Origin of the sequence: Novosphingobium sp. MBES04 (assembly GCF_000813185.1) — a bacterium.
Taxonomy (GTDB): domain Bacteria; phylum Pseudomonadota; class Alphaproteobacteria; order Sphingomonadales; family Sphingomonadaceae; genus Novosphingobium; species Novosphingobium decolorationis.
Genome location: NZ_DF850488.1, coordinates 259,066 through 273,844 on the forward strand (window position 1 = coordinate 259,066; position 14,779 = coordinate 273,844).

Annotated in this window: 10 protein-coding genes and 1 pseudogene; 6 read left to right on the top strand and 5 right to left on the bottom strand. The window is 66.6% G+C overall.

Going from position 1 to position 14,779, the window contains the following annotated elements; translation table 11 throughout:
- The first annotated feature begins 44 nt into the window (after positions 1-44).
- Together ccmA and MBENS4_RS01115 are read left to right on the top strand one after the other, a co-directional pair.
- A complete protein-coding gene (gene ccmA, locus MBENS4_RS01110) occupies positions 45-635 on the top strand; it encodes a heme ABC exporter ATP-binding protein CcmA (protein ID WP_039388152.1) in 591 nt (196 codons plus the stop codon).
- Entirely contained in the window at positions 632-1,291 is a 660-nt protein-coding gene (locus tag MBENS4_RS01115; RefSeq protein WP_039388154.1) for a heme exporter protein CcmB, read from the top strand. The genes ccmA and MBENS4_RS01115 overlap by 4 nt, the downstream gene beginning before the upstream one ends.
- Positions 1,292-1,695: 404 nt before the next feature.
- On the opposite strand, the gene MBENS4_RS26295 is transcribed toward MBENS4_RS01115, so the two are convergent.
- On the bottom strand, positions 1,696-1,995 hold the full coding sequence (locus MBENS4_RS26295; RefSeq protein ID WP_242404731.1) for a hypothetical protein: 300 nt from the start codon (positions 1,993-1,995) through the stop codon (positions 1,696-1,698).
- Positions 1,996-2,048: 53 nt separating this feature from the next.
- On the opposite strand from MBENS4_RS26295, the gene MBENS4_RS26300 reads away from it, so the two are divergent.
- The gene (locus MBENS4_RS26300) at positions 2,049-2,270 is read left to right on the top strand and encodes a hypothetical protein (RefSeq protein WP_242404732.1); all 222 of its coding nucleotides are present in this window, start codon (positions 2,049-2,051) and stop codon (positions 2,268-2,270) included.
- A 133-nt stretch (positions 2,271-2,403) separates the two neighbouring features.
- Here the strand turns inward: MBENS4_RS26300 and MBENS4_RS01125 are convergent, their stop codons facing one another.
- The 4 genes from MBENS4_RS01125 to MBENS4_RS01140 are packed head-to-tail and all read right to left on the bottom strand — an operon-like array spanning position 2,404 to position 9,453.
- A complete protein-coding gene (locus MBENS4_RS01125; protein WP_039388155.1) occupies positions 2,404-2,703 on the bottom strand; it encodes a DUF1294 domain-containing protein in 300 nt (99 codons plus the stop codon).
- A gap of 12 nt (positions 2,704-2,715) precedes the next feature.
- Positions 2,716-3,597 carry a transglutaminase family protein gene (locus MBENS4_RS01130; protein WP_039388158.1) on the bottom strand — a complete coding sequence of 294 codons (882 nt, stop codon included), beginning with the start codon at positions 3,595-3,597 and terminating at the stop codon, positions 2,716-2,718.
- Entirely contained in the window at positions 3,597-6,092 is a 2,496-nt protein-coding gene (locus MBENS4_RS01135) for a circularly permuted type 2 ATP-grasp protein (protein WP_039388160.1), read from the bottom strand. Before MBENS4_RS01135 ends, MBENS4_RS01130 begins: the two co-directional genes overlap by 1 nt.
- Entirely contained in the window at positions 6,082-9,453 is a 3,372-nt protein-coding gene (locus MBENS4_RS01140; RefSeq protein ID WP_039388161.1) for a transglutaminase family protein, read from the bottom strand. Before MBENS4_RS01140 ends, MBENS4_RS01135 begins: the two co-directional genes overlap by 11 nt.
- A 314-nt stretch (positions 9,454-9,767) precedes the next feature.
- Here MBENS4_RS01140 and MBENS4_RS01145 point away from each other — a divergent pair, with 314 nt between their 5' ends.
- The 3 genes and pseudogenes from MBENS4_RS01145 to MBENS4_RS01155 all read left to right on the top strand — a co-directional run.
- The gene (locus MBENS4_RS01145; protein ID WP_039391497.1) at positions 9,768-11,918 is read left to right on the top strand and encodes an RNA degradosome polyphosphate kinase; all 2,151 of its coding nucleotides are present in this window, start codon (positions 9,768-9,770) and stop codon (positions 11,916-11,918) included.
- A gap of 65 nt (positions 11,919-11,983) precedes the next feature.
- Positions 11,984-13,501 (top strand): Ppx/GppA family phosphatase, encoded by a 1,518-nt coding sequence (locus tag MBENS4_RS01150; protein ID WP_039388162.1) that lies wholly within the window; start codon positions 11,984-11,986, stop codon positions 13,499-13,501.
- A 392-nt stretch (positions 13,502-13,893) separates the two neighbouring features.
- Positions 13,894-14,779, top strand: a pseudogene (locus MBENS4_RS01155) (sulfatase-like hydrolase/transferase); the annotation flags it as partial.

Genomic DNA, 14,779 nt, shown 5'->3' on the forward strand with positions numbered 1-14,779 from the left:
AGAACGCTTGGCAGATCAGGGCCTTTCCACTAGGGCACGGCGTCATGCAAGAGGCCAAGATCGCGATCCGTGACCTTGCCTGTCGCCGCGGCGACAGGGTGCTTTTTCGCGGCCTGTCGCTTGCCCTCAACGCAGGCGAGGCGCTGCAGGTTGCGGGCGGCAACGGAATCGGCAAGTCGAGCCTGCTGCGCATCGTTGCCGGGCTCGCCCCGGCCTTTGCCGGCACGGTGGAGCGCGAAGGCGCCATTGGCCTGGTCGACGAACGTCCCGCGCTCGACACCTCGCACGCGCTCGGCGACGCGCTAGCCTTCTGGGCGCGGATCGATGGCACTTCGGAGAATGCAGCACAGGCGGCCCGCGACCGGCTCGGCCTCACCGATCTTCTCGACGTTCCCGTGCGCTACTTGTCGACCGGCCAGAAGAAGCGCGCCGCGCTGGCCCGCCTGATCGGCCAGGCCGCCCCGCTCTGGCTTCTGGACGAACCACTCAACGGCCTCGATGTCCATGCGGTCGAACTGACCGAAGCGATCGTTGCCGAGCATTGTGCGGGCGGGGGCATTGCCCTTGTCGCCTCGCACCAGCCCTTTCGGGTCGGGGGGCTCCAGCGCCTCGCCCTGGCGGACTACGCCGCGTGACGGGCCGGGTCTTCGCCCTCCTGAAACGCGACCTTGCGCGCCTGCTGCTAGGTGGGCGCGGTGGCGGCGCGCTGATGCCGGTGCTCTTCTTTCTCTCGGTCGCGATGCTCTACCCCTTCGCGGTCGGGCCGGACGCGCCCCTCCTGGCCCGCACCGGTGGCGGCGTGATCTGGGTGGCCGCGCTTCTCGCTGCGATCCTGCCGCTCGACCGGTTGGTGGAGCCCGACATCGAACAGGGCCAGTTCGACCAGTGGGCCTTGCGCGGAATTTCCGAGGAACTGGTGATCGCGGTGCGCGTCCTGGCCCACTGGCTCAGCTTCGGGCCTCCGCTCATGCTGGCCACCCTCCCCGCAGCAGCCCTACTCGGGCTTGAGGCCGGAACACTGGGCATCGTCGAACTGGGACTCCTCGCCGGAACCCCGGGTCTCGCCGCGCTGGGCGTCACCGTAGCGGCCCTGACCGCAGGCCTGCGCGGTGGCACCGCCCTTGCCGGCCTGCTCGTTATTCCGATGGCTGTCCCCATCCTGATCTTTGGAGCCGGAAGCCTTGCCATCGGCGGCGAGAGCGGCCTGGCCCTGACCGCGGCGGCCAGCCTTGTCCTGCTGGCCATCGCCCCGTTTGCCGGCGGTGCCGCGGTGCGCGCCGCACGCGGCTGACATCGCCAGCGGGGCCTTTGTCTGGCTGGCACGGCACCAGGCTCCTTCCCCTGCCTATCCTAAGAAGCCTAGAGGCTGCACGCCCTTGAGCCCCTGGCGACAAGCCTGTGCATAACCTGTTCCCAAAATGTTCAGAAGCGGTTGGCAAGCTGAGGACAATTTTCTCTGCGCACCTGATGTCGACAACACTGTGCATAACCTACGCAAGAGCTGAAGATAGGCTGCGTAAAAGCTGTGCATCTACGCACTGGCGGCGCGCGAAAAAAAGGCCGGGGCGGGCAAGGCAAGGAGCCGCCCCGGCCAAGGACACAGGATGGGAAAATCGAAGCCCCATGACGCGAGCCGGACGGCTCTGACTTCGTTTCCCGGGGGCTTGACGGAAGCATCAAGCCGCGTATCAGTAGCTAATGATAATCATTCGCAGCTACAACCCCTAATTTCACATCGCCGTGAGATTTAGCCAAGTCGCTGAGAAATTGTCGTTTTGAACCGCAGCCCGCACCCGCGGCCAGAGCCCCGATGGAGAGACTCGCATGTACAAATATGTCGACCGCCCGCTCAGCACGCTCGATGAAGGCTGCCGCTTTCTCGTTGCTTCCATGCGCGGTTGGGTCACCGCGATTTCCAAGCGCAACTGCCCCGCGCAGATGCTCGCGCCCGCCTTCGCCCGCTGGCGCCTGATCGGCGCTCTTCAGCCCTTCCACCGCCTCATGCTGATTCTCAACCGCGAAGCCTCGACACCCTCCAGTTCTGTCCGGTGGGCTGCAACCACGTCTCCGAACACGAGGCGATCCTGCTGGAACTGGTCACGTCCCTGCGCGAACGCGGAGCTGGCGAGACACGCCAGACGCTCGAACTCGTCGTCGCCGAAGACGCGGTCGGCGACCTGCTCGACACCCTCACCCGCATTGGGGCGGCCATGGCCATCGCCGGGATATTTCCCGGTGAGGTCGCGCCCGTGCGCGGCCCCCGCGATTGAACCTTGAGGGGGAGACCAGGTGATCCGAGGGCCATCGCCCTCGGGCTCCCAAAACCGTCCAGCGCACCGAAGGCACTCGAGCCGGGCTCAGGGAGGCGAGGACAACGCTTCCAGGGCCGGAAGGCACCATGCCTTAGAGCGGCGAACCCGCGCTCCAGCCGATCAACGCCGCGATCGCCAGGACCTGCAGTACAGCCAATGCGTGCAATTGACCCACGAACGGTTGCTTGCGCGTCTTGTGGCGGAAATGGCGGCGCGCGGCGTAGGCACCAGGAGTGCCGCCAAGAGCGGCGAGGAGCAGCAACCGAGCCTCGGGTACACGCCGCCCACCCCGCCGGGCCTGACGCTTGTCCCAGCCGAACAGCAGGAACGTCACCGCATTGAGCGCCACAAGAGCGCCAACCACAAAGGCCGGTTCGATGGGGACAGGCATGACGCGGGCCGCTCAGTCCAGCGGCGCAACGTCGACAGCGAAGTGCATCGTCTGCTCCGAGCTTCCCCGGAACGTCCCATCGAGTGGCGCGACATCAGAATAGTCACGCCCCATGCCGATGAAGATATGGTCGGCATCGGCCAGCTTGTTGTTGGTCGGATCGAAGCCCACCCATCCCAGTTCCTCGCCGCACCACAGGTTGACCCAGGCGTGCATGGCGTCCGCGCCGACCAGCCGCGCCTTCCCCGCAGGCGGGATCGTACGCAGGTAGCCGCTGACGTAAGCCGCCGGGATACCGCGTGCCCGCGCCGCGATGATCATGACATGGGTGAAGTCCTGACAGACCCCATGGCGATTGCGGAAAGCCTCGATCGGCGGCGTGTCGGTGGCCGTGGCCCGCGAATCGAAGCTGAATTCGCGATGGATCGCCTCCATCAGCGTGCGCCCCGCGTCCATCACCGGCATCTCTTCGACCAGATATTCGCCTGCCCAGACGGCGATCTCGTGCTCGGGCACCGCAATGGGCGAGGCAAAGCTGTAGGACGCAGGCCCCAGCGCGGAAAGGTCGGGAAGCGCCATGGCCTTTTCGCGCAGTTCGACAAGCGCGGGCCCCTTGGCCTCGGCGAAGAAAAAGGGGGCATCCTCGCGCTCGACCGTGAAGCGGCTCTCGATGACCAGGCGACTGATCGGTTCCTGAAGCCCGAAGCGCGCCTCGTTGACGTGGTAGCTGCCCTCCCCTTCGGAGATCGCGGCAGGACGGGGATCAACAGTGAGGGAATAGTCGGAGACGCTCTGCCCGGGCCAGGCCGCGGGGCGCAGGCGCACGTTGAACTGGGCGAGGCGCACCGGCGCTGCGTAGGACAGCGTGGTCTTGTGGCTGACGGCATAGCGCATCACAGAAGTCTCGTGCGGCGTTCGGCGCCTTCGCGGTCGAACTGGAGAAAATACCGCTGCGAAATCGCATCGGAAAGCGCGAACAGGCGCCCCTCAAGAGTGCGCAGGCGCGCACGGGTCATGTCCTCGACCAGCGCGGCCTGAAGCTCGCCCTGCAACGCACGGGCCGAGCGCAGGGGCGCTTCGGGCACGTTGTCATCCCGAACACTCGGCAGCGCCTGGAGGTGCGTGGCAATATCGGCAATCTGGAAAGCCAGGGCTCGGGGATTGTCAGGGTCAAGAAGCACCAGATCCCGCACCGGATCGGGCATCGGCGCGGTGAGGTAGCGGGTGCGGTAGACGATCTGGCTATCGCACAGGTCGAGAAGGACGCCGCTTGCCACGTCCTCGCTCTCGCCCGTGAAGGCGGAAAGGTCGTGCGTCATGCGGCAGATGGCCTGCGCGCGCTCGATCCGCTCGCCGATCTTGAGAAAGCGCCAGGCCGAGGAGCGCACCATGTTTTCCGCGACAAGGCCCGAGAGCGCACTGAAATGCTCGCCGAGCCAGCGCGCGCTTTCGAGCATGGCCTGCGGGCGCGAGACAGTGACAGGCGGCATCGGACGGCTGACGATGCGCCAGAAGTCGCGCGCGAAACGCTCGCGCAGGCTCATGCCCACGTCCATGCGGCGCTTCAGGAGCGTCGCCACCGAGCCCGGCAGGTTGGATGAAAGTAGGGCCTGCGCGCAGACATCTTCCAGCTTCTTGCCAACCGAACCTGCATCCGCCGCGCCCCAGTATTCGAGCAGGCCGACAAGGCTGGCCGCGACCGCCCCGCCACCGGTCGGCCCACTTTCCCCTTCCATCGAATTGCCCAGCAGCGAGCGAACCACCCGCAGCACCAGTTCGGCACGCTGGTTGTAGCGTCCGAACCAGTAGAGGTTGTCCGCCGCCTGGCTGGCAAGAATGCCGCCCCCGCGCGAGATCGGAGGGGAGCCCTGAAGCGTGGTGCGCTGGTGCTGCTCGGCCGACGTCTCATCGACCACCCAGACATCGGCGGAGAGATCACCCGCGCCCATCATCGTGGTCGGCAAGTCACGGCTGGAGGACAGACGTGCGAACCCGCCGGGCATCACCGTCCAGCCGCCATCGGCACGGCGCGCGACAAAGGCGCGCAGCGTGAAGGGGCGCGGCACGATTTCACCGTCGATGATCGCGGGCGCGGTGGACAGCTGGACGATCTCCTGCCCGCAATAGTCCATGGGACGGCGGCGCAGGGCCTCGGCGAAGAGCGCGCGCTCTTCCGGCGTAAGCGAGGCCCCTGCCACCGGATCGCGCCCCGCCAACCCTTCCACCGGCTGCCCGAAGGCGGGAAGCAGTGCCAGATCGTCGAACCGGCGGGCCACGGTGGCGCCCTCGCTGGCCTGCCCGCACCACCAGGTCGCGATACTGGGCAGGAGCGGTTCCTCGTCCATCAGGAGGCGGCACAGGCGCGGCATGAAGGCGGCGAGCGCTGCCGACTCGAGGACCTCGCTGCCCGGCGCATTCGCGATACCTACCCCGCCCGAGGTCCAGGCCTCGAACAGGTTGGCGACGCCGATCTGCGAGCGCGCATCGAAAGCGAGCGGATCGAGCAGGTCGGTGTTGATCCAGCGCCAGATACCATCGACCCGCTTGGGCCCCGCGATGGTGCCGACGTAGAGGCGGTTGTCGAGCACCGAGAGGTCTCGACCCTCCACCAGTGGCAGGCCGAGATAGCGCGCAAGATGCGCCTGCTCCGCGTAAGTCTGGTTGAAGCGGCCCGGGGTCAGGAGCGCAACGCGCGGCCGCTCGCGCCCGCAGACCGCGGCCATGCCCTCGCGCATCGCGCCAAAGAACCCGGCCGTGCGGCGCACATGGCTTGCCGCAAGCAGATCGCCCGTCGTGCGCGAGAGGGCCAGGCGGTTTTCCAGCGTATAGCCGATGCCGCTGGCCAGCCGCACCCGGTCCTGAAGGATGCGCCATTGCCCGCGCGGCCCACGCGCCAGTTCGGCCGAGTAGACCTGCAGGAAGCGCCCGCAGGCCGGGGGATGGCCGATCATGCGGCGCACGAAGAAGGGATTTCCGGCGATGACGGCTGCGGGCAGATGCCCGCCCTTCACCAGCTTCTGCTCGCCGTAAATGTCGGCGGCCAGCTTCTCCAGCATGTCGGCGCGCTGGACGAGGCCGCGTTCGAGCTTGGCCCATTCGTCCGCGCCAATGACAAGCGGCATGGCATTGACCGGCCAGGCGCGTTCTTCTTCATCGCCGGTGACGCGAAAGGTCAAACCCAGGTCGGCGGCGTTGCGACTGGTCGCTTCCTGCAATGCAGCGGCGTCATTCTCACCCAGCCGGGCGAGTTCGGCGGCGACCGCCCGCCAGCGCTCCCCCACCCAACTGGGTGCGTCGGTGTAGAGATCGCCGCCCTCGGGCCCTGCGGAATAGCGATCGAGCCATCCCCGCGAGCGCACCGGCCGCCGGGACGAGGGGCTAGTGGACACGCGGCGGACGTCTCAGATCGAGGGCATGGGGAAACTCGCCCGGCAGTTCCTCGGGCGGCGGCGCCATGGGGCCTGGCGAATGGCCGTGCGGTGTGAAGCGCGCCTTGCGCCGCGCCTCGGCCTCGTAGCCGTTGACGGGCACGGTGTCGTAATTGCGCCCGCCCGGATGGGCGACCTCGTAGACACAGCCACCCAGCGAACGTCCATTCCAAGTGTCGAAGATGTCGAAGGTGAGCGGGGTGTGCGGCTCCAGCAGCGGATGCAGACACTCGGCCGGCCACCAGGCCTTGTAGCGCACGCCGCCCACGCCTTCCTCGGGCCCGGTCATCGTCATCGGCACACGGCGCCCATTGCAGGTGATGACGTGGCGTCCCTTGACGAGCCCCGTGGCCTTGACCTGCAGGCGCTCGGTCGAACTGTCGACATAGCGCACAGTCCCCCCGATCGCGCCGGTCTCGCCCAGCACGTTCCAGGGTTCGAGCGCGTGGCTGATCTCCAGGCTCACACCGCCGCCCTCGACCTCGCCGTGGACGGGGAAGCGGAACATGCGCTGCGCCTCGAACCAGGCCGGATCGAACTGGTAGCCCGCGCGGCCAAGGTCGGCGAGGACGTCGAGGAAATCGTCCCAGACAAAGTGGCCAAGCATGAACTTGTCGTGGAGCTGCGTGCCCCAGCGCACGAGGTCGCCCTGCTGCGGCTCCTTCCAGAACCAGGCGGTGAGGGCGCGCAGGAGCAGCTGCTGTGCCAGGCTCATCTTGCCGTCTGGCGGCATCTCGAAGCCGCGGAACTCGACCAGGCCGAGGCGCCCCGTGGGCCCATCGGGCGAGAACATCTTGTCGATGCAGATCTCGGTGCGATGGGTGTTTCCGGTGACATCGACCAGGAGATTGCGGAACAGACGGTCGACCACCCAGGGCGCGGGCTGCGGCGCCTGCGGCCCGGGCACTTGCGCCAGCGCGATTTCCAGCTCGTAAAGCGCGTCATGGCGCGCCTCGTCGATGCGCGGGGCCTGGCTCGTCGGACCGATGAAAAGACCCGAGAACAGGTAGGAAAGCGAGGGGTGGCGCTGCCAGTAGAGCACGAAGCTCTTGAGCAGGTCCGGACGGCGAATGAAGGGGCTGTCGAGCAGGCTCGGCCCGCCCAGCACGATGTGGTTGCCACCGCCTGTGCCGATCGAGCGCCCATCGACCATGAACTTGTCGGCGGTCAGGCCGATCTCGCGCGCGCAGTCGTACAGCGTCTCGGTGATCTCCACCGTCTCGCGCCAGGAGGCGCTGGGGTGGATGTTGACCTCGATCACGCCCGGATCGGGGGTGACCTTGAGGACGGTAAGGCGCGGGTCGGGCGGCGGGGGATAGCCCTCGATGCGGACCGGAAGGCCCATGTCCTCGGCCACCTGCTCGATCGCGGCGACAAGTTCGAGGTAGTCCTCCAGCCACTCGGTCGGCGGAATGAAGACGGCAAGGTAATCCCCGCGCGGCTCCACCGTGAGCGCGGTGCGCACCGCGCCCTCGATGATGTCCTGCTCCACGATCTGCGGGCCGAACTGCGCAGGTTCGGGCACGGCCTCGAAGCGCTGGCTGGCCAGTTCCTCGCGCATCTGGCGGCCGCGTTGGGTCACCTGCGCGCGGATATCGGCCAGAGGTTCGCGCGGCTCGGCAGTGTCGCGCGGATGGATATAGGGATAGTCGGCGGGCGGCACATGCGGCAGCGACCCCAGCGGCAGGCGGTAGCCCAGCGAGCTGTCGCCTGGTACGGCGGTCAGGACGCCCTTGCGCACGCGCCACAGCTCGCTCTGCCAATGGCGCTGGATCGGCGCGACCCTCGTCTGCCAACGCTGGATCGGGAGCACGAAGCCCACCGGCCTTTCCAGGCCCCGGCGGTAGGTGCGCTTGAAGCGGCGGGCCAGTTCCTCGTCCTCGATGGCCGGGTCCATCGGCGTGGTGTTCACCGGAAGTTCGTCCTCGCGCAGCATCCACACGCCTGAATCTTCATAGACCGGCTGGACGAACTCGGGCTCGACCCCCAGGTTCGCGGCGGCCTGCTTCAGGACCTTCGCAGCCTGCTGCACATCGATGGAAGGCACCGGATCGGGATCGCCGTCCTTCTCCAGCGGCTTTTCCCCTGCCAGCAGAGAATCGTCGCGCCAGATCGGCTCACCGTCCTTGCGCCAGTAGATCGAGTATCCCCAGCGCGGCAGCGTCTCGCCCGGATACCACTTGCCCTGCCCGTGGTGGAGGAGCGAACCGGGCGCGAACTTGTGGCGCAGGAGGCGGATCAACTGGTCGGCGTAGGCCGCCTTGGTCGGGCCGACCGCCTCGCCGTTCCATTCGCCCGCTTCAAAGTCGCCGCCGGCAATGAAGGTCGGCTCGCCGCCCATGGTCAGGTTGACGCCGTTCGCCACCAGATCGGCATCGACCTTGTCGCCCAGCGCCAGCATGTTCTCCCAACGCTCGGGCGTGAAGGGCTTGGTGATGCGCACCGCCTCGGCAATGCGGCTGACGTCCATCTTGAAATCGAAATCGACTTCGGCCGGTTCGGCCAGCCCTTCGATGGGTGTCGCCGAACGGTAGTGGGGCGTGGCGCACAAGGGAATGTGCCCCTCGCCCGCGAACATGCCCGAGGTCGCGTCGAGCGCAATCCACCCCGCGCCCGGCACGAAGGCCTCGGCCCAGGCGTGCAGGTCCGTCACGTCCTGAAGCACGCCCTGCGGGCCTTCCTTGGGGATCACGTCGGCGACCAGCTGGATCGAGTAGCCCGAGACAAAGCGCGCGGCGAACCCCAGCCGGCGTAGCAGGTGAACGAGCAGCCAGGCCGAATCGCGGCACGAGCCCCGCCCCGCCTCCAGCGTCTCCTCGGGCGTCATCACGCCCGGCTCCATGCGGATCACGTAGTCGATGCGCTGTTCAAGCTGGCGGTTGATCTCGACCAGGAAGTCGACCGTACGCCCCTCGTGGCCTTCGTACTGCTTGACCAGGTCCTCGAAAAGCGGGCCCTGCTCTTCCACGTCGAAATAGGCGGCCAGGTCCGCCTTCATCGTATCCGTGTACTGGAACGGGTATTCCTCGGCGTCGGGCTCCACGAAGAAATCGAAGGGGTTGATGACCGCCAGTTCGGCCAGCAGATCGACCTCGATCTGGAAATGGTCGACCGGATCGGGAAAGACGATCCGCGCCAGCCAGTTGCCGTGCGGGTCCTGCTGCCAGTTGATGAAATGCTCAGGCGGACTGATCTTGAGCGAATAGTTCGGCACCTGCGTGCGCGAATGCGGCGCCGGACGAAGCCGGATCACCTGGGGGCCGAGCTTGATCCGCTTGGAGTAGCGGTAGCGAGTGAGGTGGTGCAGTGCCGCTTTTATCATCGCGGGAGACTTTGCGCGAAACGCTGCTGCACTGCAACGCTGTTCACTTGGCCTAGAAAGAGTTTTCGTTACAGTGCCCTTTACGTGTACCATTTGCCGCAAAAGCGTCATCGAGAACTGGCAAGGGCCGCGTTTTTAGAGACACGTACGTGCCACGGGCCGAAATCCGCGCCCTGGACCGCACCGCAAGACCACCAGAAGAGGGTCACATGGACGAGACGACAGGTACCGTAATGCAGCCGACCGGAGATACGGATACGATGTCGCCCGCCCGTGCGCAGGTACCCGCACCTGCGGAAGCCGATGCGCCCCTCATGATCGATCCTGCCGCGCTTGCCTCCTGCCCCTCGCGCTTCTTCAACCGCGAGTTGAGCTGGCTGGCCTTCAACGAGCGCGTGCTCGCCGAAGCCTCGAACATGAACTACCCCCTGCTCGAGCGCCTGCGCTTCCTCTCGATCTCGGGCAGCAATATCGACGAATTCCTGATGGTTCGTGTGGCGGGTCTTGCCGGGCAAGTGCGCCGCCAGATCGAGGAAGCCTCGATCGACGGGCTCACCCCCGGGCAGGCGCTCGCCGCCACGCACGAGAAGGTGCTCGAGCTGGAAACGATCCAGCAGAAGACCTGGGCCGGGCTCAAGGCCGAGATGGCCGAGGCGGGCATCGCGGTCATTGGCGATGAGACCCTCGACCCTGAGCGTGAGCAGTGGCTCAAGGATTATTTCGCGACCGACATCATGCCGGTCATCACGCCCCAGGCGATCGACCCGGCGCACCCCTTCCCCTTCGTTGCGAACCAGGGGATCGGCGTGCTCTTCTCGCTCAACCGCATCGCCGACAACGCGCCGGTCATGGAGATGGTGCTGATCCCAGCGCCCCTGCCGCGCTTCGTGCGCATCCCCGGCGATGAGGCGGCGTGGATCTCCATCGAGGACCTCATCTGCCGCAACGCAGGGACCCTCTTCCCCGGCTTCAAGGTGGGCGGGCACGGCGTGTTCCGCATCCTGCGCGACTCCGACCTCGAGATCGAGGAAGACGCCGAAGACCTCGTGCGCTACTTCCGCTCGGCGATCCAGCGCCGCCGCCGCGGCCTTGTCATCGTGCTCCAGCTTCAGGGCAAGTTCGATCCGGCGGCCGAGGAAATGCTGCGCGGCCAGCTCGGCCTCGACCAGGCGCTGATCATGAAGACCGAGGGGCTGATCGGCTTCTCGGGCGTCTCGGCAATCTGCGACGAGGACCGCCCGGAGCTCAAGTTCGAGCCCTATTCGCCCCGCTATCCCGAACGCGTCCTGGAGCATGACGGCGACATCTTCGCCGCGATCCGCGAGAAGGACATCATCATCCACCACCCTTACGAAAGCTTCGAGGTGGTGATCGACTTCCTGCGCCAGGCCGCGCGCGACCCGGACGTGATCGCGATCAAGCAGACACTCTACCGCGCCGGCAAGCAGTCCGCGATCATCTCCGCCCTCATCGCGGCGGCCGAACAGGGGAAGTCGGTGACCGCCGTGGTCGAGATCAAGGCCCGCTTCGACGAGGAGCAGAACCTGCTGTGGGCCGGTCAGCTCGAACGCGCGGGCGTCCAGGTGATCTACGGCTTCATCGACTGGAAGACCCACGGCAAGGTCTCGATGGTGGTGCGCCGCGAAAGCGACCTGGGCAATGGCCGGGGCGGCTATCGCACCTACTGCCACTTCGGCACGGGCAACTACCACCCGATCACCGCGCGCATCTACACCGACCTTTCGTATTTCACGGCCGACCCTGCGGCGGGCCGCGATGCGGGCAAGCTCTTCAACTTCGTCACCGGCTACGTCGAGCCGGACGAGACCGAGCTGCTCGCCATCTCGCCCATGACGCTGCGCTCGCGACTTTATGAACTGATCGATGTCGAGATCGCGAACGCCAGGGAGGGCAAACCCGCCGCGATCTGGGCCAAGATGAATTCGCTCACCGATCCCGAGCTGATCGACCACCTCTACACCGCCAGCCAGGCGGGCGTGGACGTCGACCTCGTGATCCGCGGCATCTGTTGCCTCAGGCCCGGCATCGAGGGCTTCTCGGAGAACATCTCGGTCAAATCGGTGATCGGCCGCTTCCTCGAACACAGCCGCATCTGGGCCTTCGCCAACGGCGCGGACCTCCCCAGCCGCCAGGCCGAAGTGCTCATCACCTCGGCCGACGGAATGAGCCGCAACCTCGACCGGCGCGTCGAGATCATGATCCCGATGCGCAACAAGACGGTCCACGACCAGGTGCTCGACCAGGTCATGCTGGCCAACTTCATCGACACCGAGCAGTCCTGGCTGCTCCACCCCGACGGCACATCGGAGCGCGTGGGCGAGGTCGAGGAGCCCTTCAACCTGCACCGCTATTTCATGACCAATCCCTCGCTTTCGGGGCGCGGTGCTTCGCTTGCCAGTGGACGAAAAGTGCCCAAGCTCTCGCTTCGACGGGGGAATATCTGACATAGGGCCCAAGTTCTGACACAAGAGTGTCGGAACAAGGTCCCTCTCGGATTCGTCTGGAAAGCATGATCGGCATCAGCCACTCGAGCGAAAAGCGCGCGATTATCGACATCGGTTCGAACACCGTGCGCCTCGTCATCTACAACGGGCCGCTGCGCGCGCCCGTTGTCATGCTGAACGAGAAGGTCAACGCGCGCCTTGGCCGTGACCTCGACCGCGACGGCACGCTCTCGGAAAAAGCCTTGAAGACCGCGCTAGGCGCGCTGGAACGCTTTTCGCGCCTGCTGGCACTGCACCGGGTGCGCGATGTCGACTGCGTGGCGACGGCTGCCGCGCGCGATGCCAGCAATGGCCCCCAGTTCCTGGAGGCCGTGCGCGGCTTTGGCCTCTCGCCCCGCCTGCTTTCGGGCAACGAGGAAGCGCGCGCCAGCGCCCATGCGGTCATCGCCGCCTTTCCTGGCGCGCATGGCACCGTGGCCGACCTTGGCGGCGGCAGCCTGGAACTCATCGGCGTGGAGAACGGCACGATCAGCCCGCGCGGCATCACCATGCCGTTCGGCACCCTGCGCCTGCCGGGCCTGCGCAGCAATGACGCCAAGGCCTTTTCCACCGTGGTGCACGAGCGCCTCGCGGCCAACGGCTGGAACGGCGGCAAGGACGAGCCGCTCTACATCGTGGGCGGTTCCTGGCGCGCGCTCGCCCAACAGGCCATGCGCGAATTGAAATGGCCGGTCGATGACCCCCACGGCTTCGCGCTTCCCGCCGACGATGTGCTGCGCATCGCCCGCCAGTTCGCCAAGGGCCGGATCGAAAACCCGGACCCACGCATTTCCTCCTCACGCCTCGCCAGCCTGCCCGACGCGGCTGCGCTGCTCGCCGAACTGGTGATCGCCCTCCAGCCGAGCGAGATCGTGTTTTCCTCCTGGGGGCTTCGTGAAGGCCTGCTCTACGCCCAGCTCGAACCCGAAGTGCAGGCCGAACCGCCGATGCTCGCCAGCGTCGCCGGTTTCGCGCTTGGCGTACGGGTCTCGGCCGAGGAAGCGGTCGCGGTGGCCAAGTGGACTGCACCGGTCTGCGACGATGGCGAGGATAGCAACGGACACGGCCCGGGCAACGAGAACGACCGCATCCTGCGCCAGGCCTCGACGCTTCTGGCTCTGGCCGCCATGCGCACCGAGCCCAACCTGCGCACCGAGGAAGCCACGACCTGGGCGCTGCGCAAGCGCTGGATCGGGCTCGACATGCGCGGGCGCGGGATGATGGCCATGACCGTCTTTGCCAACGCGGGTCTCTCGGGCATTCCCGAACCCTTCGACCGGCTGGCAACGCGCGCCGATCTCGACCGCGCGATCGGCTGGGGCCTTGCCATCCGCCTGTGCCGCCGCCTTCACGGCGGATGCCATACCGCGCTCGATCTCAGCCAGCTTGCCACGACGCCCGAGATCATCACGCTCTCGCTCCAGGAGCGCGGCCTGCCGCTGTTCAATCCGGCCGCCGCCAAGGACATCAAGGCGCTGGGCGAATGGCTGGGCCGCTCCTGGCGGGTACTTGGCCCGGACGACGAAGTGATTGCCGAAGGCTGATCCCAGCCCCCAGGATCCCAGGCCTCGCCCACTCCGCACACGAAAAAGCATTTACTTTCGGTATCTCCAGCACATCCCCTGCTTGCATCAGGGTTTATCCCGATGGGGTTCTCTCCAGCCCTGCGCGAGCCTAGCTGCCGGTCGTCGACATCGGCGACACGCCCATTGCAAGGACTGGAAACCGGCTCATGGACACAGAGAACCGCCCTCCCCTCACTCGGACCGAAACGCGCGCGCCGTCCGATGTCTCACGGCGCAAGCTGCTCCAGGGCTCCAGCCTGCTGGCCGCCCTTCCGGTCATCGGCAAGCTCGCCGCACCGCGCCGCGCGCTCGCCCAGTCGGGTAGCGCCAGCCGCCCCAACATTCTCGTCATCTGGGCCGATGACGTGGGCATGTGGAACCTCAGCGCCTACCACCGCGGCATGATGGGCCACAAGACGCCCAACATCGACCGCATCGCCCAGAAGGGCATGCTGTTCATGGACCACTACGCGCAGGCCTCGTGCACGGCGGGCCGCGCCGCCTTCATCACCGGCCAGTACCCGATCCGCACCGGCATGAGCACGGTCGGCCTGCCCGGCTCCGAGCTCGGCCTCCAGAAGGAAGACCCGACGCTTGCGAGATGCTCAAGCCGCTGGGCTATGCGACCGGCCAGTTCGGCAAGAACCACCTGGGTGACCGCGATGAGCACCTGCCCACCGCGCACGGCTTCGACGAGTTCATGGGTATTCTCTACCACCTGAACGCGGGCGAATATCCCGAGCAGTACGACTACCCCAAGGACAATCCCGCCTTCCAGCAACGCGGCGTGGTCCACACCTGGGCGGACGGCAAAGGTGGCAAGAAGATCGAGGACCTGGGCCCCTTCGGGCAGGAGCGCCAACGCCATCTCGACGATGAGTTCCTCAAGGAATCCAAACGCTTCATAAGCGACGCAGCCCGCGCCGGAACGCCCTTCTTCGTGTGGCACAACACCACGCGCATGCACTACCGCACCAACCTGCCGCCCGAGTACGACGGCGTCACCGGCTATGGCCTTTACGCCGATGGCATGGAACAGCTCGACGATCAGGTTGGCCAGTTGCTCGACCTTCTCGAGGAGCTGGGCGTGGCCGACAACACCATGGTCATGTTCTCGACCGACAACGGCCCTGCCTGCAATTCCTGGCCCGATGGCGGCAACACCCCGTTCCATGGCGAAAAGGGCGTGGGCGGCTGGGAAGGCGGCTTCCGCGTCCCCATGATGGTGTCCTGGCCCGGGCACATTCCGGCGGGCAC

Coding starts and splice junctions, on each gene's coding strand:
- MBENS4_RS01140 (WP_039388161.1), bottom strand. CDS start 9,453: ATGATAAAAGCGGCACTGCACCACCTCACTCGCTACCGCTACTCCAAG.
- MBENS4_RS01145 (WP_039391497.1), top strand. CDS start 9,768: ATGATCGATCCTGCCGCGCTTGCCTCCTGCCCCTCGCGCTTCTTCAAC.
- ccmA (WP_039388152.1), top strand. CDS start 45: ATGCAAGAGGCCAAGATCGCGATCCGTGACCTTGCCTGTCGCCGCGGC.
- MBENS4_RS01125 (WP_039388155.1), bottom strand. CDS start 2,703: ATGCCTGTCCCCATCGAACCGGCCTTTGTGGTTGGCGCTCTTGTGGCG.
- MBENS4_RS01130 (WP_039388158.1), bottom strand. CDS start 3,597: ATGCGCTATGCCGTCAGCCACAAGACCACGCTGTCCTACGCAGCGCCG.
- MBENS4_RS01150 (WP_039388162.1), top strand. CDS start 11,984: ATGATCGGCATCAGCCACTCGAGCGAAAAGCGCGCGATTATCGACATC.